21 protein-coding genes are annotated in these 24,146 nt (G+C 56.9%); 8 read left to right on the top strand and 13 right to left on the bottom strand.

From position 1 onward, the window contains the following. Nucleotides 1–9: 9 nt before the first annotated feature. Genes SP68_RS20040 through SP68_RS20020 form a run of 5 tightly spaced genes read right to left on the bottom strand, consistent with a single transcriptional unit; the run spans nucleotide 10 to nucleotide 5,418 of the window. Nucleotides 10–828, bottom strand: a complete 819-nt coding sequence (locus SP68_RS20040; protein WP_008805390.1) for a sugar phosphate isomerase/epimerase family protein — start codon at nucleotides 826–828, stop codon at nucleotides 10–12. A gap of 59 nt (nucleotides 829–887) precedes the next feature. Continuing rightward, the gene (locus tag SP68_RS20035; protein WP_040973595.1) at nucleotides 888–2,579 is read right to left on the bottom strand and encodes an FAD-dependent oxidoreductase; all 1,692 of its coding nucleotides are present in this window, start codon (nucleotides 2,577–2,579) and stop codon (nucleotides 888–890) included. A 10-nt stretch (nucleotides 2,580–2,589) separates the two neighbouring features. Further along, complete coding sequence (locus SP68_RS20030; protein ID WP_004204812.1) at nucleotides 2,590–2,910, bottom strand: NIPSNAP family protein; 321 nt, start codon at nucleotides 2,908–2,910, stop codon at nucleotides 2,590–2,592. A 13-nt stretch (nucleotides 2,911–2,923) separates the two neighbouring features. After that, nucleotides 2,924–4,600: an FAD-dependent oxidoreductase gene (locus SP68_RS20025; RefSeq protein WP_022066296.1), complete on the bottom strand. Its 1,677-nt coding sequence runs from the start codon at nucleotides 4,598–4,600 to the stop codon at nucleotides 2,924–2,926. After that, a complete protein-coding gene (locus SP68_RS20020) occupies nucleotides 4,597–5,418 on the bottom strand; it encodes a shikimate dehydrogenase family protein (RefSeq protein ID WP_012542692.1) in 822 nt (273 codons plus the stop codon). Before SP68_RS20020 ends, SP68_RS20025 begins: the two co-directional genes overlap by 4 nt. Nucleotides 5,419–5,570: 152 nt before the next feature. Between SP68_RS20020 and SP68_RS20015 the strand changes: the two genes are divergently transcribed. Continuing rightward, on the top strand, nucleotides 5,571–6,329 hold the full coding sequence (locus SP68_RS20015) for an IclR family transcriptional regulator domain-containing protein (RefSeq protein ID WP_004177256.1): 759 nt from the start codon (nucleotides 5,571–5,573) through the stop codon (nucleotides 6,327–6,329). A gap of 36 nt (nucleotides 6,330–6,365) precedes the next feature. Here the strand turns inward: SP68_RS20015 and SP68_RS20010 are convergent, their stop codons facing one another. The 8 genes from SP68_RS20010 to SP68_RS19975 form a co-directional block, all read right to left on the bottom strand. Further along, complete coding sequence (locus tag SP68_RS20010) at nucleotides 6,366–6,698, bottom strand: hypothetical protein (protein ID WP_004177255.1); 333 nt, start codon at nucleotides 6,696–6,698, stop codon at nucleotides 6,366–6,368. 250 nt (nucleotides 6,699–6,948) lie between these two features. Next, nucleotides 6,949–7,836: a heme o synthase gene (gene cyoE / locus SP68_RS20005; protein WP_002891629.1), complete on the bottom strand. Its 888-nt coding sequence runs from the start codon at nucleotides 7,834–7,836 to the stop codon at nucleotides 6,949–6,951. A gap of 11 nt (nucleotides 7,837–7,847) precedes the next feature. Then, nucleotides 7,848–8,177, bottom strand: a complete 330-nt coding sequence (locus tag SP68_RS20000) for a cytochrome o ubiquinol oxidase subunit IV (protein WP_002891634.1) — start codon at nucleotides 8,175–8,177, stop codon at nucleotides 7,848–7,850. Then, nucleotides 8,177–8,788 (bottom strand): cytochrome o ubiquinol oxidase subunit III, encoded by a 612-nt coding sequence (locus tag SP68_RS19995; protein WP_002891635.1) that lies wholly within the window; start codon nucleotides 8,786–8,788, stop codon nucleotides 8,177–8,179. Before SP68_RS19995 ends, SP68_RS20000 begins: the two co-directional genes overlap by 1 nt. Continuing rightward, nucleotides 8,778–10,769 (bottom strand): cytochrome o ubiquinol oxidase subunit I, encoded by a 1,992-nt coding sequence (gene cyoB / locus SP68_RS19990; protein WP_012542690.1) that lies wholly within the window; start codon nucleotides 10,767–10,769, stop codon nucleotides 8,778–8,780. The genes SP68_RS19995 and cyoB overlap by 11 nt, the downstream gene beginning before the upstream one ends. Before the next feature lie 19 nt (nucleotides 10,770–10,788). Then, nucleotides 10,789–11,733 carry a cytochrome o ubiquinol oxidase subunit II gene (gene cyoA / locus SP68_RS19985; protein ID WP_008805398.1) on the bottom strand — a complete coding sequence of 315 codons (945 nt, stop codon included), beginning with the start codon at nucleotides 11,731–11,733 and terminating at the stop codon, nucleotides 10,789–10,791. A gap of 479 nt (nucleotides 11,734–12,212) precedes the next feature. After that, complete coding sequence (ampG, locus tag SP68_RS19980; RefSeq protein WP_012542689.1) at nucleotides 12,213–13,688, bottom strand: muropeptide MFS transporter AmpG; 1,476 nt, start codon at nucleotides 13,686–13,688, stop codon at nucleotides 12,213–12,215. 43 nt (nucleotides 13,689–13,731) lie between these two features. Then, nucleotides 13,732–14,310, bottom strand: coding sequence for a lipoprotein (locus SP68_RS19975; RefSeq protein WP_004204800.1), 579 nt, complete (start codon nucleotides 14,308–14,310; stop codon nucleotides 13,732–13,734). Between the two features lie 302 nt (nucleotides 14,311–14,612). Between SP68_RS19975 and bolA the strand changes: the two genes are divergently transcribed. The 7 genes from bolA (at nucleotide 14,613) to ppiD (ending at nucleotide 24,142) form a co-directional block, all read left to right on the top strand. After that, nucleotides 14,613–14,930 (top strand): transcriptional regulator BolA, encoded by a 318-nt coding sequence (gene bolA / locus SP68_RS19970; protein ID WP_002891649.1) that lies wholly within the window; start codon nucleotides 14,613–14,615, stop codon nucleotides 14,928–14,930. A gap of 345 nt (nucleotides 14,931–15,275) precedes the next feature. Beyond that, nucleotides 15,276–16,574, top strand: coding sequence for a trigger factor (tig, locus tag SP68_RS19965; RefSeq protein ID WP_008805401.1), 1,299 nt, complete (start codon nucleotides 15,276–15,278; stop codon nucleotides 16,572–16,574). 310 nt (nucleotides 16,575–16,884) lie between these two features. Then, nucleotides 16,885–17,508, top strand: a complete 624-nt coding sequence (clpP, locus tag SP68_RS19960) for an ATP-dependent Clp endopeptidase proteolytic subunit ClpP (protein ID WP_002891804.1) — start codon at nucleotides 16,885–16,887, stop codon at nucleotides 17,506–17,508. Nucleotides 17,509–17,758: 250 nt separating this feature from the next. After that, nucleotides 17,759–19,033 carry an ATP-dependent protease ATP-binding subunit ClpX gene (clpX, locus tag SP68_RS19955; protein ID WP_008805402.1) on the top strand — a complete coding sequence of 425 codons (1,275 nt, stop codon included), beginning with the start codon at nucleotides 17,759–17,761 and terminating at the stop codon, nucleotides 19,031–19,033. 183 nt (nucleotides 19,034–19,216) lie between these two features. Next, a complete protein-coding gene (gene lon, locus SP68_RS19950) occupies nucleotides 19,217–21,571 on the top strand; it encodes an endopeptidase La (RefSeq protein WP_004151336.1) in 2,355 nt (784 codons plus the stop codon). 209 nt (nucleotides 21,572–21,780) lie between these two features. Further along, nucleotides 21,781–22,053, top strand: a complete 273-nt coding sequence (gene hupB, locus SP68_RS19945; RefSeq protein ID WP_002444653.1) for a nucleoid-associated protein HU-beta — start codon at nucleotides 21,781–21,783, stop codon at nucleotides 22,051–22,053. A 214-nt stretch (nucleotides 22,054–22,267) separates the two neighbouring features. Further along, nucleotides 22,268–24,142, top strand: coding sequence for a peptidylprolyl isomerase (ppiD, locus tag SP68_RS19940; RefSeq protein WP_016160378.1), 1,875 nt, complete (start codon nucleotides 22,268–22,270; stop codon nucleotides 24,140–24,142). The last annotated feature ends 4 nt before the right edge of the window (nucleotides 24,143–24,146 follow it).

Genomic DNA, 24,146 nt, shown 5'->3' with positions numbered 1-24,146 from the left:
GCGTATTCCTTATGCGCAGGAGCGCAGGTAGGGCTGCGCGGCATTGAACAGTAATTGCGCCCGCTGGAGCGGCGGCAAGGCGCCCTGCTCGCCGTCGAGCGGCACTTCGAGGGAGACCGGCAGCGTTGCCGGCAGGGCCGACATTAGACCGTGCAGATCCAGACCGCCTTCCCCTGGCACGTTGCGCGCCGAGCGGGCCTGGCGGATGAGTTCCTGTTCGCTCTCCGGCCTCTGCGCCGCGCCATCGCAGAGCTGCATATAGTTGAGATGATGCGCGGGCAGGCTGGAGAGGGCGGCGAGCGATTCTCCCGCGCGCCAGAAATGAAGGGCGTCCACCAGGATGCCGATATCCTCCCGCCCGCTGGCGGCGATCATCGCCTGCGCATCGGCGATAGTGCGCAGTTGGGTCCAGGGCATCGGCTCAAGGTTCATGGTCAGCCCATAGGGGCGACCGGCCGCGGCGAGGATAGCCAGGTTGTCGGCGCTGCGCTGAAGGTTGTCATCATTGCCGGCGACTAACACCTGTCCGGCGCCAAGACGCGCCGCAGTCTCCATAAACCGCTGCAGCCGATCGTCGAGGGTAAACCCGGGGGTCAGGCGGACGATCTCCACGTCTGAGACGCGGATGCCGGTTTCCATCAGCGCAGACAGCGTCGCGCGGACGGCGGGGGTATCGCCCAGCATGTCGTAGTCCGGGTCGGCCGGTGTGGCGGGGAGCAGCCGCAGACCAACGTGGGTAAAACCGGTTCTGGCCGCTATCCGCACCTGTTCGGGGGGAGGGACATCGAGCAGGGTCAGCGCGGCGAGCGATAGGGTACGCATGTTCATAAAGGGCTCCGGTACAGTTGCAGGTGAAGATAGTTATGGGTATTGCCGTCCCTGGTCGTTTATTGCTTTGTTTTTATTACGTTTGCCGCCAGATTTTTGCCCACCAGATAGCCGAAGGTCATGGCGGGTCCGAGGGTTATCCCTCCGCTGGGGTAATAGCCGCGCATCACGCTCGACATGTCGTTGCCGATGGCGAACAGGCCCGGTATCGGCTGCTGCTGTCCATCCAGCACCTGGGCGTGTTCGTCGGTTTGCAGTCCGCTGAAGGTGCCCAGCGAGCCGGGCAGAATGCGCACCGCGTAGAACGGCCCTTCGCGCAGCGGTCCGAGCGTCACCTGATGGTCACCCTGAGCGCGGTTATAGGCTGATGCCCCGCGGTGAAAATCGACGTCTTCGCCAGTGCTGGCGAAGTGGTTAAAGCGTTCAACGGTTTCCGCCAGCGCATTGGCGTCGATGGCGCACTGCTTCGCCAGCTCCCCCAGCGTGTTTCCCCGCAGCAGGTAACCGGTACGCAGCCAGGCGGTGGGGGTGAACGGGAACGGTCTGGCATGACCCAGACCGTAGCGACGCAGCGCGCGACGATCGGCCAGCAGCCAGGCCTGCGGTGTGTCGCCCGCGGGGGTGGCCGCCAGCAGGGCGGCGATAAAATCATGATAAGAGTCGGCCTCGTTAACAAAGCGTTTGCCGCTGGGCAGGACAGCGATCACCCCAGGCTTGGCGCGTTCCACCAGGTGGGGAAACATCAGCTGCTGACCGCTGGCCAGGGTGACGCGGGACACCGGCGCCCAGGCCAGCGGGTGGCGCAGGCGGGTGTCGAACTGGCCGCCGACGGATTCGCCAAGCCTGATCCCCTCGCCCTGATTGTCCGGCGGTGCGGCGGAAAAATGGCCGTAACCCTCCGCCGCGTGGGGCACCACCTGCGCCAGCCGCTGCCGATCGTGGGGAAAACCGCCGCAGGCCAGCACCACGGCCCCTGCTTCGACGTGAATTTCCCCGCTGTCGCTGCGCAGCACCGCGCCGGACACACCCTGCGGACCCTGCAGCAGCCGGACCACCGGGGCATTGAGCTGAAAGCGCACTCCGGCGTCGAGGGCGGATCGCAGCAGACGGGCGACCAGCGCATTGCCATTGACCAGATGCTGCCCTCGTCCGGCGCGCAGCCGCTGCCAGCCGTGGCGCAGCAGGCGGCGGACGGCATACAGCGCGGAGCGCGGCGAGCGGGTGGCATTGAAAAAATGCGCCATATCCGCGCCGCCGGCGATGCCCATCCCGGCAAGGCTGATGGTCTCCAGCGGCGGACGCAGTCGGTGGAGCCAGTCGCCGAGCTGACGGCCATCGTAGGGCTGAGCGGTGACCGACCGCCCACCGCTCGCCGCACCCGGCGACGCGTGAAAGTCCGGCATGGCACTGCCTGAGAGAAACTGCACTGCCGTCCTGTGATGAAAAAAATCCACCATCTCCGGCCCGTGGCGCAGGAAGGTCTGCAGGCGAACGTCGGCGGCTTCGCCCCCCATCTCATGCTGCAGATAGGTCAGCGGGGCGTCAGCCGCTTCGTCGATGCCCTCCGCCCGCGCCAGCGGGTTGCGGGGGATCCACAGCCAGCCGCCGGACCAGGCGCTGGTCCCGCCGAGTACTGACGCTTTCTCCGCCACCATGACGCTGGCGCCGTGCATGGCCGCGGTGACCGCGGCAGAGAGTCCCGCCGCGCCGGAGCCGACCACCAGCACATCCACCTTCACAGGCCTGCTCATGATGGACTCCTTACTGCAATGGTGAAAAAGCGGTGGGGCGCATCAGCACCGACTCCAGGCGTTCAACGGCGGCCAGTTCGCGATTTTTCCGCGAAAAGGTCTGCCAGCGTTCGTCCTGGGCCATTCGCGCGCGGCGCACCAGGCGATCGTCCAGGCTTTCATAAGCCCAGATGTGCACCACCTGATTGACCACGCCGATCTCGGTAAAAAAGAAACCGATCAGTTTGCCGAGATGGTCGGTCTGCACCGCCAGGGCATCGCTTTGGTACAGCGCCAGCCAGTCGGCCATTTTCAACGGATTGATGGTGTACGTGCGTTTTTCGTAGATCATGATGTTTTCCTGATTAGTGGGGGGAGTGTTGTGCCAGATGGCAGGCGGCGAGGTAGCCAAACGTCAGCCCCGGGCCGAGGGTGATGCCGGGACCCGGGTAGGTGCCGGCCATCAGCGAATCCATGTCATTTCCCACCGCGTACAGCCCCGCGATGGGTTTTCCTTCCACGTTGACGACCTGTGCATCGGCGGTGGTGACCAGGCCCCGCGACGTTCCCAGATCGCCGGTATAGAGTTTGATGGCATAGAACGGCGCGCTGAGCAGGGGGGCGTTACAGGCGTCAGGCTGATGACCCGGATCGCCCATCGCCCGGTTATAGCTGTTGCCGCCTTTAGCAAATTCCCGATCCACGCCCTGCGCAGCGTCGCGGTTGTAGCGGGCTACCGTCTCGCTCAGGGTTTGGGCATCCAGACCAAGCTGTTGCGCCAGCGTCTCCAGGGTGTCGGCTTTGTACAGATAGCCAGCGGCGACCAGGGCGTCATTATTGACCGGCGCCGGGCGTGCCAGCCCGAGGCCATAACGCTTCATCGCCTGGGCGTCGCAGAGTAAAAAACAGGGGGCATTTTCCGTAGCGCGCTGCATCGCGCTGGCGAAATGGTGATAGGAGTTAGACTCGTTGACGAAGCGTACCGCCCGCTGATTGACGGCAATCACGCCCGGTTTGGCCCGGTCGGTTACCAGATGGGGGAAGCGCTCCTCGCTGCCGTCGGCCCGGGTCAGCACCGATACTGGCGCCCAGAAAAAGTTGGAGGCCTGATCGGCTCCCTCGCGAGCGTTAAGCGCCGCCGCGAGATGCAGCGCGGCGCCATCGTTGGCCGGCGGCGACATGGTGAAGTGTTCGCGGGTATGTGGCCGATAGCGCGCCGCCAGCGCGCCCGCGGCAAAGCCGCCTGCGGCCAGCACCACCCCGCGGCGGGCGTGCAGCGTCTCTCTTTGCCCCTGATACTCAATCTCCACCCCGCGGACCGCGCCTTGCGCTTCGCACAGCGCCAGAACATTGACATTCAGCCGCAGGTTCATGCCTTTACGCAGCGCCGTTGTCGCCATGCGGGCTATCAGCGCATTGCCCATCGCCAGGCGGGTGCCGCGAGGGTACTTCACCCGGTCGCGGGCGTAGCGCAGCAGTAGCCGGGTGCAATGGGCCAGGGAGCGTAGCGAGCGCCGCATGTCGAGAAAATGTTGAATGTCGACGCGGTTGACCATCATCCCGCCAAACAGCAACATCCCCGGCGGCGGTGAACGCAGGTCGCGAAACGCGTCCCCCAGTTCACGACCGTCATACTCCACCACCTCCAGCGCACGACCGACGTCGACCGCGCCGGATTCATCCGGATAGTAATCAGGGGAGAGCGGGCGCAGGCTATATTTCACCGCCCCCTCGCGCTCGAGAAAGGCCAGCGCCTCACGCCCGGCGCTAACAAACGCTTCGGCGAGATCTTCACGGTACTGGCTCTCGCCGATAATGGTCCGCAGGTAGGTTTTCATCGCCTCGGCGCTGCCGCTTTTACCCGCCGCACGCGCCTGATCGGTATCGTGCAGCCACACGGCGCCACCGGAGATAGCCGAGGTGCCGCCGAACTGGCCGGCTTTCTCCAGCATCAGCACCGACAGCCCTTTGCAGCTGGCGGTGACCGCGGCGGCAAAGCCAGCGGCGCCGCTGCCGATGACGATCACATCCCAGCTCTTCATGCTGCCGCTCCCTGCGCCGGCGGGATGGCGCCGATAAACTGGCCCATCAGCGTCATCTGCGCCAGCGCCATTTCCGGCCCGGTCTGCACCCGGCAGCCGCGGGCGGCGGCGAAAGTGAGCAACGGCGTCATCACCGGGGCGGTGACAACATCAGCCACGTGGGTGGCGCTGTCGAGCGTATCCAGCAGCGCCTGCGGCAGGGGCAGCTCATCAAATCCGGCCATGCCGGCCGGCGAGCCATTAACCAATAGATCGACGCCGTGAAGGGTGTCCGGCAGCGCGCTCAGTTGTACCGCCGGGAAGGCCTCAGCCAGAAGGTCATGCAGGCGTTGCCGGGTGGTCGGGTTTTGATCGTGCAGGGCCAGCTGACGGATCCCCGCCTCGCACAGTCCCCAGGCGATGGCGCTGCCGACGCCGCCGCAGCCGGAGAGCAGCGCCTGCTTACCTGCCGGCTGAAAACCCTGCGCCTCGGCGGCGAGCTGAAAGCCGACGCCGTCCAGCATATCGCCCTGCAAACGGCCATCCGCCAATTTGCGGATCACATTGATGGCGTTGAGTCGGCGGGCGCGGGGGGTGAGCTCGTCGACCAGCGCGGCGGCGCGCTGCTTATGCGGCACCGTCACCAGCACGCCGGTCATGTTCTGCCAGCCACGCAGAGCGTTGAGGTAGTCGACTACCGCGTCCGGGGCGATATCCACCGGGATCATGACGCTGTCCATGTGCTGTTCAGCAAAGTAGCGGTTGAAGTTATCCGGTGATTTGACCTGGGCGATCGGATGACCAATCACGGCAACAACCTGGGTAGTTCCACTGACCATTTCAAACCTCATTTGTTAAATGAATGTTGTGAAAGTATTTCAGTGGAAGCTGGGAGCGACAACGCAGAATTCGGACATGTCGGTTGTTAATCGCACGATCGCTGCGATAATCGCAGGAAATCGATAATGATGTTGCAAAAATGTGAGCGAATATGCAAAACACCATTCATCCACGCGATCTGATCGTCGGTTTACAAAAAGGGCTGGCGTTAATCCAGCTTTTTTCCAAAACCTGCCCAAAACTCACCGTCGCCCAGGCGGCGAAAATGAGCGGCCTGACGCAAAGCGCCGCGCGGCGTTTTCTGTTGACGTTGCTGCATGAGCGCTATCTGCAAACCGATGGGCGTTATTACTGGCTTACCCCGAAGACGCTGCGGCTTGGTCAGGCCTACGTCGATTCGGCGCAGTTTCCCCGCATGGTGCGGCCAATTGTCGAATACATCGCCAGCCGGACCGAGGAGCACGCCTCGGTAGGGGTGGTGGATGAAGATGAGCTGGTCTATATCGCCCGCAGCCGGCATACGCCATTTAACTCCACGTCGGTTCGGCTTGGGGAGCGGGTACCCATCTTCTGTACCGCCGGGGGACGGTTATGGCTGGCTTCGCTGCCGGAAGCTGAGTGCGAGGCGGTTCTGCAGCGTATTACCCGGGAACAACGCACGCCCTATACGGTGACCGACGTCGCGTTGCTGATGGAGAAAATCGCCCAGGTGCGGCGCCAGGGTTATGCCACCATTGAACAGGAGTTTGAGATTGGCATGCTGGTGCTGGCGGTGCCGTTAACTGACAGGGAAGGAACCTGGTGGGGCGCGCTGAGTCTGACCAGCCATCAATCGCGCACATCGCTGGAAGCGTTATGTCACGACCATCTCGATCTGCTCTACAGCGCGCAGGCGATGCTGGTGAGCTAAACAGGGCAGCCGATGCGCTGCCCTCAAAGATGTTGCTTACGCCGACGCGTTGTTCAGGAAGCTGTTCCAGTTGCTGGCGGCGTTATCTACGAAGATGTTCCAGTTTTTGCCAGCGGTGAGGACAAAGTTTCCCCAGTTTTCGCTACCAGTGGTCACAAAGGTTTCCCAGTTTGACTGCCCGGTCAGGAAGGAACCAAACGCCATCGCGCTGTCGCCGACGAAGGAGGCAAACGCGCTGCCGGAGGTGAGAACAAAAGAGGTGAAGCCGACGCCCGAGTTGGCAACAAAGCTGGCGAAGCCGCTGGCCGCGCCGAACAGGTTAAAGCCACCGGAGATGTACTCCATTTCGTTTAGTGTTAACTCTTTCATTGCAATTCCTTGTAGTAATGATTTTCCAAATGGGTGGGTAAACCCGGTGCAAAAGGTAGCACTGCTGTCGTGCACAGCGCGAGTCAGGTCCGCTGTGTATTAGCTCATTTTTTCCTCATTTTTTGGCAGGAGAGCAGCGTAAACGGCCGGAAGAGGGGAGGGGAGTATGAAATGAGAAAGAAAGCGGTGAGGAAGCAGAAAAGAAAAAGCCCCGTAAAAACGGGGCTTTATATCGCACTGGAGTGGGAGATTATCTCACGTAAGCCAGCAGGCTATGTGAATCCGGCACCATAAAGTCAACGGACATCATCACGGACAGCGCGGTGATGGCGACGATGGAAAAGACGAACAGCTTACGCGCCCAGACTTTGTCATCGGCCACTTTATAGCCACGCAGCGCCATGCCCAGCCACCAGACGCTGACCGCTGCCGCCACGACCAGGTATTTATACCCGGCGTAGCCGCCCAGCGAGAGCATCAGGGTCGCCACGGCAAAGGCAACGATGTACAGCGTAATATGGTTTTTGGCGACCGAAATGCCTTTCACCACCGGCAGCACCGGAATGTTCGCCGCCTGATAATCCTTAAAGCGGAAAATCGCGATGGCGTAGGAGTGAGGCATTTGCCACAGGCTAAAGATAGCCAGCAGGATCGCCGCACCGCTGTCGAAATCACCGGTGACCGCGCAGTAGCCAATCACCGGCGGCGCGGCGCCGGAGAGTGAGCCAATCAGCGTGCCATAGACGGAGTGGCGTTTCATGTACAGGCTGTAGACGCCGACATAAACCACGAACCCCATCACCCCCAGCCAGCAGGCCAGCGGATTTGCGCCGAACCACAGCAGCATGAAGCCAGCAATACCCAGCAAGGTGGCGTACACCAGCGAAGCTTCTGGCGAGATCAGCCCTTTGACCAGCACCCGGTTTTTCGTCCGTTCCATCTTACGATCGATGTCCCGGTCGATGTAGTTGTTGAATACACAACCCGAGGCGACCACCAGGGATACTCCAAGGAGCGTCCAGACGAACAGCGGATAGTCGATGTGGCCTTTGGAGGCCAACAGGAAACCGCCGATCACGGAGATCAGGTTGCCAAAAATAATGCCTGGTTTCGTTACTTGCAGGTATTGCTTAAACATACTCGCCGCTCTTAGTGCATCATCATGTTGTAGTTCAGGTTCCACATAATCCAGATGGAGCCGACAACCACGATCGCAATGATGATTACGGTGAAGATAAATGCGGTCAGGTTCCAGCCTTCATCGGACTTGCTGTTCATATGCAGGAAGTACACGAGGTGTACCACGATCTGCACCACAGCGGTCACCAGAATGGTGCCAAGGATAACCGCATGCGAGGCGGAGCCACTCATCACCATGGCGAACGGAATGACCGTCAGGATGATGGACAGGATAAATCCTGTCATGTAGCTCTTCACGCTGCCGTGAGAAGCGCCGCTATGATCGGTAGAATGACTCATTACATCGCCCCCATCAGATAGACAACCGAGAACACGCAGATCCACACGACGTCCAGGAAGTGCCAGAACAGGCTCAGGCACAGGATACGCGTGCGGTTAGTGCTAGTCAGGCCACGACGTGAAACCTGGAACATCAGCACCGCCATCCAGATAAGGCCAGAGGTCACGTGCAGACCGTGGGTGCCGACCAGCGCGAAGAACGCCGACAGGAAACCGCTACGATCCGGACCGAAGCCTTCCATGATCAGGTGATGGAATTCATAGATTTCCATCCCGATAAAGCCAGCGCCAAACAACCAGGTCAACGCCAGCCAGGAAACCACCTGGCTCTTGTTGTTTTTGTACATGGCGATAGCCGCCATGCCGTAGGTGATGGAGCTGAACAGCAGCAGTGCGGTTTCAACCAGAACGAACGGCAGTTCGAAAATATCTTTGCCCGTCGGTCCGCCGGCTGTGCCGTTCACCAGAACGGCATAGGTAGCAAACAGCGTAGCGAAGATGATGCAGTCGCTCATCAGGTAGATCCAGAAACCGAATACCTTCATCGGTCCTGTATCATGGTGCCCGTGTTCATGCGCGTGGGCAGTATGCGCAAGAGTATCAGTTGCCATTTTTCAGCCCTGCTTTGTTAATCTCATCGAAATGCTGTTTTTCCAGTTTTTCGACTTCTGCAACCGGTACGTAGTAATCCACGTCCTCGTCAAAGCTCTTAATAATCCAGGTCGCTACGATGCCGATGAAGCTGGCAATCGCCATCCACCAGATATGCCAGATCATGGCGAAACCAAATACCGTAGCGAAGGCGGCAATGACGATGCCGGCGCCGCTGTTTTTCGGCATATGAATTTCTTCATAGTGAGCAGGCTGTTTGTACGCTTCACCTTTCTCTTTCATTTCCCAGAAGGCATCACGCTCGTGAACCTGAGGAACGATAGCGAAGTTATAGAACGGCGGTGGAGAAGAGGTTGCCCACTCCAGCGTACGACCACCCCATGGGTCACCGGTCAGGTCACGGTTCTGATCGCGGTCGCGAATAGACACGTAGAACTGAATCAGCTGGCACAGGATACCGCAGGCGATCAGCGCTGCACCGCAAGCTGCAACAACCAGCATCGGGTGGAACTGCGGATCGATCTGCTGGCTCAGACGACGGGTCATACCCATGAAGCCCAGCACGTACAGCGGCATAAACGCCACGAAGAAGCCGATGATCCAGAACCAGAAAGCGCGTTTGCCCCAAGTTTCGTTCAGGGTGAAGCCAAAGGCTTTCGGCCACCAGTAGGTCAGACCTGCGAAGCAACCGAATACTACGCCGCCGATGATAACGTTATGGAAGTGCGCGATCAGGAACAGGCTGTTATGCAGAACGAAGTCCGCGCCCGGTACCGCCAGCAGCACGCCAGTCATCCCACCGACGGAGAAGGTCACGATAAAGCCGATAGTCCACATCATCGCTGAGTTGAAGACGATGCGACCCTGATACATGGTGAACAGCCAGTTGAAGATCTTAACCCCGGTCGGGATCGCGATAATCATGGTAGTAATACCGAAGAAGGCGTTTACGTTCGCGCCAGCACCCATGGTGAAGAAGTGGTGCAGCCAAACGATGAACGACAGAACGGTAATACAGACGGTTGCCCACACCAGAGAGGTGTAACCGAACAGACGCTTACGCGAGAAGGTCGCGGCGATTTCGGAGAAGACCCCGAACACCGGCAGAACCAGGATGTACACTTCCGGGTGACCCCAGGCCCAAATCAGGTTGATGTACATCATCATGTTGCCACCCATATCGTTGGTAAAGAAATGGGTGCCCAGGTAACGATCCAGGGTCAGCAGCGCGATGGTGACGGTCAGAATTGGGAAAGAGGCGATAATCAGGATGTTAGCGCACAGAGATGCCCAGGAGAATACCGGCATCTTGAACATGGTCATGCCCGGGGCGCGCATCTTGATAATGGTCACGAAGAAGTTAATACCGGTCAGGGTAGTACCGATACCGGAGAGCTGCAGCGCCCAAATCCAGTAATCGACCCCTACGCCAGGACTGTATTCAATTCCCGACAGCGGCGGATAGGCCAGCCAACCGGTCTGCGCGAACTCACCGACGCCCAGAGACAGGTTAACCAGAATCACGCCCACAACGGTGAACCAGAAGCTCAGGTTGTTGAGGAACGGGAAGGCCACGTCGCGCGCGCCGAGCTGAAGCGGAACCACCAGGTTCATCAGACCGATAACGAACGGCATCGCCACGAAGAAGATCATGATAACGCCGTGGGCGGTAAAGATCTGATCGTAGTGATGAGGCGGCAGGAAGCCTGCTTCCCCGGCCGAGGCCAGCACCTGCTGGCTACGCATCATAACGGCATCAGCAAAGCCACGCAGCAGCATGACGATTGCCACGATAACGTACATGATACCGAGACGTTTGTGGTCGACAGAAGTCAGCCACTCGTTCCACAGGTAGGACCACTTACCGAAGTAAGTGATGGCAGCCAGAAGCGCCAGTCCCCCAATGATAATCGCAGCCACCGTAACCACGATAATGGGTTCGTGGTAGGGCACTGCATCCAGTGTAAGTTTTCCGAACATCGTTTTCTTCCTCGGCCCCTTAGTGAGCGGTTTCCGCGTGGCTCATGTCCATGCCTTCCATCCCGTCGTGAGCAGCGTGCTCGCCTTCAGGTTTGGACATGTTCATGCTCTCGTGAGACATGAATTTGTTCACAACATCTTTGAACAGATCCGGCTTCACGTTAGAGAAGTATTCCACTTTGTTGTATTCGCTAGGCACAGCCACTTTATCGAACGCGGCCATGGAGTCCATGGAGTTCGGCGACTGTTTGGCTTTTTCAACCCACTGATCGAAGGTTGCACGATCCGGAGTAGCAATCGCTTTGAACTTCATACCTGAGAAGCCCGGGCCACTGTAGCTAGCGGAGATACCGTCATAAGTACCAGCTTCGTCAGCAATGAGGTGCAGTTGAGTCTGCATCCCGGCCATTGCGTAAATCTGGCTACCTAAGCGCGGAATGAAGAACGAGTTCATCACCGAGTTAGAGGTCACTTTGAAGTGTACCGGTACGTTCGCCGGGAAGGCGATTTCGTTAACGGTAGCAATACCCTGTTCCGGATAGATAAAGAACCATTTCCAGTCCATCGAAACGACTTCGATGGTGATTGGTTTCTCGTCGTGGGCAAGCGGTTTGCTTGGCTCCAGTGCGTGAGTGGTTTTCCAGGTCAGAACGGCCAGGAACAGGATGATCAGAATAGGTACCGTCCAGACCACAGCTTCCACTTTGTTGGAGTGTGACCAGTTCGGGCTATACTTCGCATCTTTATTGCTCGCGCGATACTTCCAGGCAAATCCTACTGCCATCAAGACGGCGGGAATAACGACAATCATCATCAGGCCGAAGGCCGTCAGAATCAAAGAGCGTTGCTCCAGTCCAATCTGTCCTTTTGGGTCAAGGAGTGCAGAATCACAACCACTGAGTAATACAGTACTTGCGATTAATGACATCCATCCCAAACTTTTATTGTATTTCCTGAGTCTCATTGAACGACCTCAATTCCACGGGATCTGGTGGCGTTTAAAGTGTACGGGCATTTTACGGTAAGGTTGCATTACTGTAAACATGATTGGATCTCTGTCAGTTCTGTGTTAGCGGCTTCTGCTTGGTTTGTCACATATGTTACGTAGTGTTACGTAATCGCTTGCAAAGCCTGATTTTCGTGGGATTGATAACGAAAGGGATAAGAAAAGGAGTGCTTAGCGGTGAATGGGCATAACCACCCAAAAATTAGAACAATTGTTTAACATTTAATTATCAAATAAAAGACATTGTGAAAACCTAAAATAAAATCGCCGTAGCTGAATCGGTTAAATTATTTAAAGAATCGAATGAAAACTGTCAATAATTTCCAGAAATCAAAAACGCACAAAACAACAAATAGCGCGGCGGGCAATATAAAAGCGTTAATAAGCCGTTATAATTACGTTTCGTAATTACAACGGCTAATAATGATGCAGCTTCCTTAAATCAGGCGAGTTTTACGCAGCGCCAGGTAGTCGAGCAGACCGCCGAACAAAATACCGCCCACCGCAGTCAGCGCCGCAACCTCCAGCAGACCGGACAGGAAAGAGAAGGCGGTGTAATCCAGGGCGTTCATGATCAGCAGTACCAGCCATACCGCCAGCAGCAGGCAGCCCAGCGCCAGGATCCTTAACGCCAGCGCATAGGCTTGCGGGTATTCGCTTCGCGGCATAAAGCTTGCTGTGCGTTGGGTATGCTCAAGCGTTTGCCGGCACAGCAGCAGCAGGGCAATCCCCGGCACCGCCGCGACGACCGAGAAGAGATAGAACGTCGACCAGCCGTGGGCCTCGACAAACCAGCCGGCGATTGGCCCAACGTACACGCGGCCGACCGCGGACAGCGCAGAGAGCAGCGCGAACTGGGTAGCGGAGAATGATTTATTGCACAGCGTCATCAGCAGCGCGACAAACGCCGCCGTCCCCATTCCCCCGCACAGGTTTTCAAAGAACACGGCGGTTGCCATGGAATAGAGGTGCTTATCGGTAATCGACAGCAGCCAGTAGCCAGCGTTGGAGACCCCCTGCAGCACACCGAAGATCAGCAGCGCCCGAAACAGCGTCAGCCGCTGCATCAGGACCCCGCCGTACAGGGCGCCGAGAATGGTGGCAAACAGGCCTAAGGTTTTGTTCACCATCCCCACTTCGCCGGCGTCAAAACCGACGCCGCGGATCAGGAAGGTGGTGGTCAGGCTCATGGCAAACGCATCGCCCAGCTTATAAAGGACGATGAGCAGCAGAATCAGCCAGGCGTTATTGCGACCGAAAAAATCGCGCAGCGGTTCGGCGACCGCCTGCTCCAGCGATCTGGGAACCGGGATAACGTCGCTCGGCTCGGGCGCCAGCAGTGTGGCGATGATGCACGGCACCAGCAGCGCCGCCATCAGCCAGTACATCCCCTGCCAGCCGAGATAGCGGTCGGCAAGCCACAGTGCCAGCCCCCCGGATACCAGCATCCCGAGGCGATAACCCAGCACGCTGATCGCGGCGCCAGCGCCGCGCTCTTCCGCTGGCAGAACGTCGGTTTTCCAGGCGTCGAACACAATATCCTGTGACGCCGAGCAGAAGGCGATCACTACCGCCAGCGCCGCCATCCAGCGGAGCTGGGAGACAGGCTCAAGAAAGCCCATCGCCGCGATAGCCAGCAGGAGCAGGACCTGGGTAGTCAGCAGCCAACCGCGACGACGTCCAAGAAACGGCGGCGTATAGCGGTCCATTAGCGGGGACCAGAGAAATTTAAAGACATAGGCCTGGCCGACGAGTGAGAAAAAACCGATCGTTTTCAGATCGATATTTTCCACTGTCATCCAGGCCTGCAGGGTACCGGAGGTGAGGGCCAGCGGCAGGCCTGAGGCGAAACCGAGGATCAGCAAAATCGCTGATTTCGGCTGTTGAAAAATGCGTAAGTAGTGACTGGACATAGCATAAAGCACGAACCCGGCCGCGGCCGGGTTCGTGGTGGCATTAACGCGCGTTTTGCTTGATGAAATCGTGGATGCTGGTGTCCTGCGCCATATCGGCGATGGTATCGGTCAGGACGCTGTTGACGGCATCAGCGATGTTCTTGTTCGAGGCCTGGAAGGCGCCTTCAACGGAATAGCTGGCGCGGTAGTTTTTGGTCATCTTCGTGCCGTTTGCCGCGGTGGCGATGATGGCGATATCGGCTTTCGTGGCGATGTTGTAGCGCACGTTGCCCTGGGAGACGTCAGCGTAGAGTTTATTGACAATAATCTGCAGATCGACCGCACCGTTCGGGCCAATCATGTAGCCGCGAGCGGTCATCTGTTTCTCCAGCACTTCCTGCAGCAGGAAGCGCAGATCGCGCGAGGCGGTGAGGGTGACCTGCTGATTGTCGCGCGTGACTTTCGCCAGCGCCTGGTCCGGACGCTGATCGGCGCCGTTGATGCTGACGGTCACGCCCATCAGGCTCGGATCCTGCTGCGGCAGCGTGATTTTCGGCGATACTTCAATGGTGGTCGGCGGCGTGGCGCATCCTGCCAGCATAAACATGGCGACCAACGGGAAAAGGATCTTCTTAAGCATGTTCAGGTCTCAACGCATGGTGTTGTTATAAGGAAAATTACCGCCATCATAGCATTGCCAACGGCAAGGGGAAGTGGCAACGCGTGTAAATCCATCGCCCTGGCGGTTTTCTGAGCGTCCCGCCATGGTTAATCGCTCTTTCCCCGGCGGATCTGGCGACCAGAGCCAGTAAACGTGATACTTTTGAATGAAAATATCAGAACAATGCTAATTTTTTGTTGTTTTCTCCTAATGGAAGCGGTAAAAGCGGCTAACATTTAAATGGAGTGGCGGCATCTCAGCGTTGTCGGAGGAGAAAATTCATGATGATACGTGAACAGATCGAAGCAAAACTTAGAGCAGCGTTCGACCCGATGTATCTCGAAGTCGTGGATGAAAGTTATCGTCACAACGTCCCAGCGGGCTCTGAAAGTCATTTTAAAGTGGTGTTAGTGAGCGATCGCTTCACTGGCGAGCGTTTCCTCAATCGCCACCGTATGATCTACGGCACGCTAACCGAGGAGCTGTCGAATACGGTGCATGCCCTGGCGCTGCACACCTACACGATAAAAGAGTGGGAAGCATTACAGGATACGGTTTTCGCCTCGCCGCCTTGCCGCGGTGCGGGGAGTATCGCCTAGAAATCCCATTTGCAACCGCTGGCGCTTTTCCAGTATGTTGCTTGCAGATTTAGCAAAAACGGCCTACGGGCCGTTTTGTTTTGCCTGGAAAATGCGCAAAGTGAGCGCTTTTGCGGACAAATTTGAGCGGGAAATGTGAAAAATGCCGCAGCAGTGGGCGACAACCGTTCTCGACTCACAAAAGTGATGCCGCTATAATGCCGCGTCTTATATATGAATGTCTTCGGGATGATTCTGACGACAGGGAATGTGTTTCTGATTTGAAGAGGGCATCCCGGTTCTGCGAAGCCACCTACACGCGCTTCCAGAGTTGACCGAGCACTGTGATTTTTTTGAGGTAACAAGATGCAAGTTTCAGTTGAAACCACTCAGGGCCTTGGGCGCCGTGTAACGATTACTATCGCCGCTGACAGCATCGAGAATGCTGTCAAAAGCGAGCTGGTCAACGTAGCGAAAAAAGTTCGCATTGACGGCTTCCGTAAAGGCAAAGTGCCGATGAATGTTGTTGCTCAGCGTTATGGCGCATCCGTTCGCCAGGACGTGCTGGGCGACCTGATGAGCCGTCATTTCGTTGACGCGATCATCAAAGAGAAAATCAATCCGGCCGGTGCGCCGAACTACGTTCCGGGCGAATACAAACTGGGCGAAGACTTCACCTACGCGGTAGAGTTCGAAGTGTATCCGGAAGTTGAACTGCAGGGTCTGGACGCAATCGAAGTTGAAAAACCGGTTGTTGAAGTGACCGACGCTGACGTTGACACCATGCTGGAAACCCTGCGCAAACAGCAGGCGACCTGGAAAGACAAAGACGGCGCCGTTGACGCTGAAGATCGCGTCACTATCGACTTCACCGGTTCCGTAGACGGCGAAGAGTTCGAAGGCGGCAAAGCCTCTGACTTCGTACTGGCGATGGGCCAGGGTCGCATGATCCCGGGCTTCGAAGATGGTATCAAAGGCCACAAAGCGGGCGAAGAGTTCACCATCGACGTGACCTTCCCGGAAGAATACCACGCAGAAAACCTGAAAGGTAAAGCGGCTAAGTTCGTTATCAACCTGAAAAAAGTTGAAGAGCGTGAACTGCCGGAGCTGACTGAAGAATTCATCAAACGTTTCGGCGTGGAAGATGGTTCCGTCGCTGGCCTGCGCGCTGAAGTGCGTAAAAACATGGAGCGCGAGCTGAAAGGCGCTGTGCGTAACCGCGTGAAGTCTCAGGCTATCGAAGGTCTGGTTAAAGCCAACGAGATCGACGTTCCGGCTGCCCTGATTGACAGCGAAATCGACGTGCTGCGTCGTCAGGCTGCTCAGCGTTTCGGTGGCAACGAGAAACAGGCTCTGGAACTGCCGCGCGAGCTGTTCGAAGAGCAGGCTAAACGCCGCGTTGTTGTCGGTCTGCTGCTGGGCGAAGTGATTCGCACCAATGAGCTGAAAGCTGACGAAGAGCGCGTGAAAGGCCTGATCGAAGAGATGGCTTCTGCGTACGAAGATCCGTCAGAAGTGGTTGAGTTCTACAGCAAGAACAAAGAGCTGATGGACAACATGCGCAACGTGGCGCTGGAAGAGCAGGCTGTTGAAGCTGTGCTGGCGAAAGCCAAAGTGTCTGAAAAAGCCACTTCCTTCAACGAACTGATGAACCAGCAGGCGTAATTTCGCCGCGATTGTTTAAGGTTCGAGCAAAAACCCGTTGCCGAAAGGCGGCGGGTTTTTTTTTTAAGATAATGATAGCCTCAGGCACGGTGCTAAAACGCATTTACCATGATAGCGTTACAGCAAAAGCTTGTTATGCTTGAAATATGGCAACACCATCCCCATTACCGGGGGAGGCAACTGCATCCGCTATCGCACGCGTGTTGAAGAGGCGGTGACGCGTTCAGCGGATAGAAACTGTGGCTGATAATCCGTCCGTAAGGTTACAATCAGTGCAGCAGGTATTTTAAAATTACTCCAGGAGACGGAAATGTCATACAGTGGCGAACGAGACAACTTTGCACCCCATATGGCCCTGGTGCCGATGGTCATTGAACAGACCTCACGCGGTGAACGTTCTTTTGATATCTACTCCCGTCTGCTTAAGGAACGCGTCATTTTTCTGACCGGCCAGGTCGAAGACCACATGGCAAACCTGATCGTGGCGCAGATGCTGTTTCTGGAAGCGGAAAACCCGGAAAAAGACATTTACCTGTACATTAACTCTCCGGGCGGGGTGATCACCGCCGGGATGTCGATTTATGACACCATGCAGTTCATCAAGCCGGATGTCAGCACCATTTGTATGGGGCAGGCCGCTTCTATGGGCGCGTTTCTGCTGACCGCCGGGGCGAAAGGCAAGCGCTTCTGCCTGCCGAACTCCCGCGTGATGATCCACCAGCCGCTGGGCGGCTATCAGGGACAGGCGACGGATATTGAGATCCACGCCCGTGAAATCCTGAAGGTGAAAGGACGCATGAATGAGCTGATGGCGCATCATACCGGCCAGTCTCTTGAGCAGATTGAGCGTGACACCGAGCGTGACCGCTTCCTCTCCGCTGCGGAAGCCGTGGAGTACGGGCTGGTCGACTCTATTTTGACCCATCGTAATTGATGCCCGAGGCGCAAGGGTGCCGCTTTACGCTTCATCCTTCTCGCCGCGATTTTTCGGGTGGTTGGCATTTTTTCGGACGCTTGCCGGGCAGGCTTGCGGCCGGAGGCTTTGCCACCGCCTCGATGTAGCGCGAAGGATTTTGTGTATATACTAATGAAGGGCGGCACAACGCTATATGGCGGCTTGCGCCTGAGAATGGCATTTGCGTCGTCGTGTGCGGCACAAAGAACTTAAAAAGAGGTTTGGACTCATGACAGATAAACGCAAAGATGGATCGGGCAAATTGTTGTATTGCTCTTTTTGCGGCAAAAGCCAGCATGAAGTGCGTAAGCTGATCGCCGGGCCATCCGTGTATATCTGCGACGAATGCGTTGATTTATGTAACGACATCATTCGCGAAGAGATTAAAGAAGTTGCGCCGCACCGCGAGCGCAGCGCATTGCCGACGCCGCACGAGATTCGCCACCACCTTGATGACTATGTCATCGGTCAGGAACAGGCGAAGAAAGTGTTGGCGGTCGCGGTATACAACCACTACAAACGTCTGCGCAATGGCGATACCAGCAATGGCGTAGAGCTGGGTAAAAGTAACATTCTGCTGATCGGGCCGACCGGTTCCGGTAAAACGCTGTTGGCGGAAACGCTGGCGCGCCTGCTGGATGTGCCGTTTACCATGGCAGACGCCACCACCCTGACCGAAGCGGGTTATGTGGGTGAGGACGTCGAAAATATCATTCAGAAACTGCTGCAGAAGTGCGACTACGATGTGCAGAAAGCGCAGCGCGGCATCGTTTATATCGACGAAATCGACAAAATTTCGCGTAAATCCGATAACCCGTCGATTACCCGCGACGTCTCCGGCGAAGGCGTACAGCAGGCGTTGCTGAAGCTTATCGAAGGCACCGTCGCCGCCGTTCCACCGCAGGGCGGGCGTAAACATCCGCAGCAAGAGTTCCTGCAGGTTGATACCTCCAAGATCCTGTTTATCTGCGGCGGCGCGTTCGCCGGCCTGGACAAAGTGATTTCCCACCGTGTTGAAACCGGCTCCGGCATTGGTTTTGGCGCGACGGTAAAAGCGAAGTCCGACAAAGCGAGCGAGGGCGAGCTGCTGGCCCAGGTCGAGCCGGAAGATCTGATCAAGTTTGGTCTGATCCCGGAATTCATTGGCCGTCTGCCGGTGGTGGCGACCCTGAATGAGCTGAGCGAAGAAGCCCTGATCCAGATCCTGAAAGAGCCGAAAAATGCCCTGACCAAGCAGTATCAGGCGCTGTTTAGCCTTGAGGGCGCAGAGCTTGAATTCCGCGACGAAGCGCTGGACGCCATCGCCAAGAAAGCGATGGCGCGTAAAACCGGCGCCCGCGGTCTGCGCTCGATTGTGGAAGCGGCGCTGCTGGATACCATGTATGACCTGCCTTCGATGGATGATGTCGAGAAAGTGGTCATTGATGAGTCGGTTATCGAAGGTCAGAGCAAACCGCTGCTGATCTACGGCAAACCGGAAGCCCAACAGGCATCTGGTGAATAATTAACCATTTCACTCAAGCAGTTAACAAAAAGGGGGGATTTTATCTCCCCTTTTATTTTTCCTGCATTCCCGCCGTTGAATGTGTGGAATACATCCCCATATACTGGATTACATATTAACGACGATGCAGTGGAGTATGGCGTCGTCGGCTACCTGGCGGACTTTAAACTAAGAGAGAGCTCTATGAATCCTGAGCGTTCTGAACGCATTGAAATCCCCGTATTGCCATTGCGCGATGTGGTGGTTTATCCGCACATGGTCATACCCCTGTTCGTAGGGCGGGAAAAATCTATTCGTTGCCTCGAAGCGGCCATGGACCATGATAAAAAAATCATGCTGGTTGCGCAGAAAGAAGCGTCGACGGATGAGCCGGGTGTAAACGATCTTTTCACCGTTGGAACCGTGGCGTCTATTTTGCAGATGCTGAAGCTGCCGGACGGCACCGTGAAGGTGCTGGTCGAAGGGCTGCAGCGTGCACGTATTTCTGCGCTGTCTGATAATGGCGAACATTTCTCGGCGAAAGCGGAGTATCTCGACTCGCCGGCGATTGACGAACGCGAGCAGGAAGTGCTGGTTCGCACCGCTATCAGCCAGTTTGAAGGCTATATCAAGCTGAACAAAAAGATCCCACCGGAAGTGCTGACGTCGCTGAACAGCATCGACGATCCGGCGCGCCTGGCGGATACCATCGCGGCGCACATGCCGCTGAAGCTGGCTGACAAGCAGTCTGTGCTTGAGATGTCCGACGTCAACGAACGTCTGGAATATCTGATGGCGATGATGGAATCGGAAATCGATCTGCTGCAGGTTGAGAAGCGTATTCGCAACCGCGTCAAAAAGCAGATGGAGAAATCCCAGCGCGAGTACTATCTGAACGAGCAAATGAAAGCGATTCAGAAAGAACTCGGCGAGATGGACGACGCCCCGGACGAAAACGAAGCGCTGAAGCGTAAGATCGACGCGGCGAAAATGCCGAAAGAGGCGAAAGAAAAAACCGAAGCGGAACTGCAGAAACTGAAGATGATGTCGCCGATGTCGGCGGAAGCGACCGTCGTGCGTGGCTACATCGACTGGATGGTGCAGGTGCCGTGGAACGCGCGCAGTAAGGTCAAAAAAGACCTGCGCCAGGCCCAGGAGATCCTTGATACCGATCACTATGGCCTGGAGCGCGTGAAGGATCGCATCCTTGAATATCTCGCGGTGCAGAGCCGGGTGAACAAAATCAAGGGGCCAATCCTCTGTCTGGTGGGACCGCCGGGGGTAGGTAAAACCTCGTTAGGTCAATCCATCGCCAAAGCGACCGGACGTAAATACGTACGTATGGCGTTAGGTGGCGTGCGCGATGAAGCGGAAATTCGCGGTCATCGTCGGACCTATATTGGCTCGATGCCGGGCAAACTGATCCAGAAAATGGCGAAAGTGGGGGTGAAAAACCCGCTGTTCCTGCTGGATGAGATCGACAAAATGTCTTCCGACATGCGCGGCGACCCGGCTTCTGCGTTGCTTGAGGTGCTGGATCCGGAACAGAACGTGGCCTTTAACGACCACTATCTGGAAGTGGATTACGATCTCAGCGATGTGATGTTCGTGGCGACGTCTAACTCCATGAACATTCCGGCGCCGCTGCTGGATCGTATGGAAGTGATTCGCCTCTCCGGTTACACCGAAGATGAAAAGCTGAACATCGCCAAGCGTCACCTGCTGCCGAAGCAGATCGAACGTAACGCGCTGAAGAAAGGCGAGCTGACCGTCGACGATAGCGCCATTATCGGCATTATTCGTTACTACACGCGTGAAGCGGGGGTTCGTAGCCTGGAGCGTGAAATCTCCAAGCTGTGCCGTAAAGCCGTTAAACAGCTGCTGCTGGATAAGTCGCTGAAACACATCGAGATTAACGGTGAGAATCTGCATGATTATCTCGGCGTACAGCGCTTTGACTATGGCCGTGCCGATAGCGAGAACCGCGTCGGTCAGGTGACCGGTCTGGCGTGGACGGAGGTGGGGGGCGATCTGCTGACCATCGAAACCGCCTGCGTACCAGGCAAAGGCAAGCTGACCTACACCGGTTCGCTGGGTGAGGTCATGCAGGAATCGATTCAGGCTGCGCTGACCGTGGTGCGTTCGCGGGCGGACAAACTGGGCATTAACGCCGACTTCTACGAGAAGCGTGATATTCACGTCCACGTTCCGGAAGGGGCGACGCCGAAGGATGGTCCTAGCGCGGGTATCGCCATGTGCACGGCGCTGGTCTCCTGCCTGACCGGTAACCCGGTACGCGCTGATGTGGCGATGACCGGTGAAATCACTCTGCGTGGTCAGGTGCTGCCGATCGGCGGTCTGAAGGAAAAACTGCTGGCGGCGCATCGCGGCGGCATTAAGACTGTTCTGATTCCTGATGAGAACAAACGCGACCTTGAAGAAATTCCAGATAACGTTATCGCCGATTTGGATATCCATCCGGTGAAACGAATCGAGGAAGTTCTGACACTTGCGCTGCAGAACGAACCGTTCGGCATGCAGGTTGTGACCGCGAAATAGTGATTCTGCGCAAATTGCGCTAATAAAAATAGGGCTGGTAAGTCATTTCGGACTTGCCAGCCTTTTTTTGTGTAGCTAACTTAGATCGCTGGCAGGGGGGTCATCGACAACTGCTGTTGTAAGGGCATGACAGTCCTGATATAACTGCTGCGCGGTCGCACTATGAAGGACTCAGGTGCGATATAAATTATAAAGAGAGGAAGAGAACAGTGAATAAATCTCAACTGATTGACAAAATTGCTGCGGGTGCGGACATTTCTAAAGCTGCAGCTGGACGTGCGTTAGATGCTTTAATCGCTTCTGTTACTGAATCTCTGCAGGCTGGGGATGACGTTGCGCTGGTAGGTTTTGGTACCTTTGCTGTTAAAGAACGTGCCGCCCGTACTGGTCGCAACCCACAAACAGGTAAAGAAATTACTATCGCTGCCGCAAAAGTGCCGGGCTTCCGTGCTGGTAAAGCGCTGAAAGACGCGGTGAACTGATCGGCTTTCCCGTCAGGGAATGTGACGAAGTACAAGGGCGCATCGTGAGATGTGCCTTTTTTATTGCCTTTTCAGACCACTTTATGTGTGTTTATCGCCACTTGTGGGCTGACAATCACCCTGTTTTCTTGTCAAAATACGTCCTCACGCGCGGCGGCCATCACGTGCTATGCTGCGCGAGCTAAAGTCATCTACAGCGGAGCGTTGTTACACCATGATGGACAACCTACGCACGGCCGCCAACAGCGTCGTGCTCAAGATTATTTTCGGTATCATTATCGTCTCGTTCATTTTGACCGGGGTGAGTGGTTACCTGATTGGCGGTGGCAAAAACTATGCCGCAAAAGTGAATGGCCAGGAGATTGGCCGTGGGCAGTTTGAAAATGCCGTCGCCAGCGAACGTAACCGTATGCAGCAGCAGCTTGGCGAGCAGTTCTCCGAGCTGGCGGCGAACGAAAACTACATGAAAACCATGCGCCAGCAGGTGCTGAACCGCCTGATCGATGAATCGCTTCTGGATCAGTATGCCCGCGAGCTGGGCCTCAGCATCAGCGATGAGCAGGTGAAGCAGGCGATCTTCCAGACCCAGGCTTTCCAGACGAACGGTAAGTTCGACAACCAGCGTTTCAGTGGTATTGTCGCCCAGATGGGGATGACCACCGATCAGTACGCTCAGGCGCTGCGTAACCAGCTGACCACACAGCAACTGATTAACGCCATTGCGGGTACCGACTTCATGCTGCCGGGTGAGTCCGATCAGCTGGCGGCGCTGGTGTCTCAGCAGCGTGTCGTCCGCGAAGCGACCATCAACGTGAATGCCCTGGCGGCAAAACAGACGGCCAGCGATGAGGAAATCAACGCTTTCTGGCAGCAGAATCAGGCCCGTTTTATGGCGCCGGAGCAGTTCCGCGTCAGCTATATCAAAATGGATGCCGCCAGCATGCAGGAGAGCGCCTCTGACGAAGAGATTCAGTCATGGTACGACCAGCATAAGGATCAGTTCACTCAGCCGCAGCGCAACCGCTACAGCGTGATTCAGACCAAAACGGAAGCCGATGCGAAAGCGGTGCTGGCCGAGCTGCAAAAAGGGGCAGATTTCGCCACGCTGGCGAAAGAAAAATCGACCGATATTATCTCTGCCCGCAACGGCGGCGATATGGGGTGGATGGAAGAGGCCTCTACGGTGCCAGAGCTGAAAGATGCCGGGCTGAAAGAGAAAGGCCAGCTGTCTGGCGTGATCAAATCCTCGGTTGGCTTCCTGGTGGCCCGTCTGGACGACGTCCAGCCGGCGCAGGTGAAGCCGCTGGCTGACGTGCGTAATGACATTGCGGCGAAAGTGAAGCAGGAAAAAGCGCTGGATGCTTACTACGCGCTGCAGCAGAAGGTGAGCGATGCGGCCAGCAACGATAATGAGTCGTTGGCGGGCGCGGCGCAGGTCGCCGGACTGAAAGTGGTGGAAACCGGCTGGTTTGGCCGCGATAACCTGCCGGAAGAGCTGAACTTTAAACCGGTCGCTGACGCTATCTTCAACGGCGGTCTGGTGGGTGAGAACGGCGCGCCGGGCAGCAACTCCGACATCATTACCGTTGACGGCGATCGCGCATTTGTTCTGCGCATCAGCGAGCACAAAGCCGAGGCGGTGAAGCCGCTGGCTGAAGTGAAGGCGCAGGTTAGCGATATCGTTAAGCACAATAAAGCGGAACAGCAGGCGAAACTGGACGCCGACAAGCTGCTGGCGGCGCTGAAAGACGGCAAAGGCGATGAAGCGATGAAGGCGGCTGGCCTGAGCTTTGGCGCGCCGCAGACGCTTTCTCGTACCGGCCAGGATCCGCTGAGCCAGCTGGCATTCACTCTGCCGCTGCCGCAGCAGGGCAAACCGGTCTACGGCGTTGGCAGCAATATGCAAGGCGATGTGGTGCTGGTGGCGCTGGATGAAGTGAAAGCAGGCAACATGCCGGAAGAGCAGAAGAAGGCCATGGTTCAGGGGATTACCCAGAACAATGCCCAAATCGCTTTCGAAGCGCTGATGAGCAACCTGCGCAAGGCGGCGAAAATTAAGCTGGGTGACAGCATCGACCAGCAGCAGTAATTTC

Origin of the sequence: Klebsiella variicola, from assembly GCF_000828055.2 — a bacterium.
GTDB classification, from domain to species: domain Bacteria; phylum Pseudomonadota; class Gammaproteobacteria; order Enterobacterales; family Enterobacteriaceae; genus Klebsiella; species Klebsiella variicola.
This window is presented reverse-complemented; position numbering and strand designations above follow the sequence as displayed.

Bases quoted from the DNA above. Each gene is read 5' to 3' on its own strand.
- SP68_RS20040 (WP_008805390.1), bottom strand. From the start codon at position 828: ATGAACATGCGTACCCTATCGCTCGCCGCGCTGACCCTGCTCGATGTC.
- SP68_RS20035 (WP_040973595.1), bottom strand. From the start codon at position 2,579: ATGAGCAGGCCTGTGAAGGTGGATGTGCTGGTGGTCGGCTCCGGCGCG.
- SP68_RS20030 (WP_004204812.1), bottom strand. From the start codon at position 2,910: ATGATCTACGAAAAACGCACGTACACCATCAATCCGTTGAAAATGGCC.
- SP68_RS20025 (WP_022066296.1), bottom strand. From the start codon at position 4,600: ATGAAGAGCTGGGATGTGATCGTCATCGGCAGCGGCGCCGCTGGCTTT.
- SP68_RS20020 (WP_012542692.1), bottom strand. From the start codon at position 5,418: ATGGTCAGTGGAACTACCCAGGTTGTTGCCGTGATTGGTCATCCGATC.
- SP68_RS20015 (WP_004177256.1), top strand. From the start codon at position 5,571: ATGCAAAACACCATTCATCCACGCGATCTGATCGTCGGTTTACAAAAA.
- SP68_RS20010 (WP_004177255.1), bottom strand. From the start codon at position 6,698: ATGAAAGAGTTAACACTAAACGAAATGGAGTACATCTCCGGTGGCTTT.
- cyoE (WP_002891629.1), bottom strand. From the start codon at position 7,836: ATGTTTAAGCAATACCTGCAAGTAACGAAACCAGGCATTATTTTTGGC.
- SP68_RS20000 (WP_002891634.1), bottom strand. From the start codon at position 8,177: ATGAGTCATTCTACCGATCATAGCGGCGCTTCTCACGGCAGCGTGAAG.
- SP68_RS19995 (WP_002891635.1), bottom strand. From the start codon at position 8,788: ATGGCAACTGATACTCTTGCGCATACTGCCCACGCGCATGAACACGGG.
- cyoB (WP_012542690.1), bottom strand. From the start codon at position 10,769: ATGTTCGGAAAACTTACACTGGATGCAGTGCCCTACCACGAACCCATT.
- cyoA (WP_008805398.1), bottom strand. From the start codon at position 11,733: ATGAGACTCAGGAAATACAATAAAAGTTTGGGATGGATGTCATTAATC.
- ampG (WP_012542689.1), bottom strand. From the start codon at position 13,688: ATGTCCAGTCACTACTTACGCATTTTTCAACAGCCGAAATCAGCGATT.
- SP68_RS19975 (WP_004204800.1), bottom strand. From the start codon at position 14,310: ATGCTTAAGAAGATCCTTTTCCCGTTGGTCGCCATGTTTATGCTGGCA.
- bolA (WP_002891649.1), top strand. From the start codon at position 14,613: ATGATGATACGTGAACAGATCGAAGCAAAACTTAGAGCAGCGTTCGAC.
- tig (WP_008805401.1), top strand. From the start codon at position 15,276: ATGCAAGTTTCAGTTGAAACCACTCAGGGCCTTGGGCGCCGTGTAACG.
- clpP (WP_002891804.1), top strand. From the start codon at position 16,885: ATGTCATACAGTGGCGAACGAGACAACTTTGCACCCCATATGGCCCTG.
- clpX (WP_008805402.1), top strand. From the start codon at position 17,759: ATGACAGATAAACGCAAAGATGGATCGGGCAAATTGTTGTATTGCTCT.
- lon (WP_004151336.1), top strand. From the start codon at position 19,217: ATGAATCCTGAGCGTTCTGAACGCATTGAAATCCCCGTATTGCCATTG.
- ppiD (WP_016160378.1), top strand. From the start codon at position 22,268: ATGATGGACAACCTACGCACGGCCGCCAACAGCGTCGTGCTCAAGATT.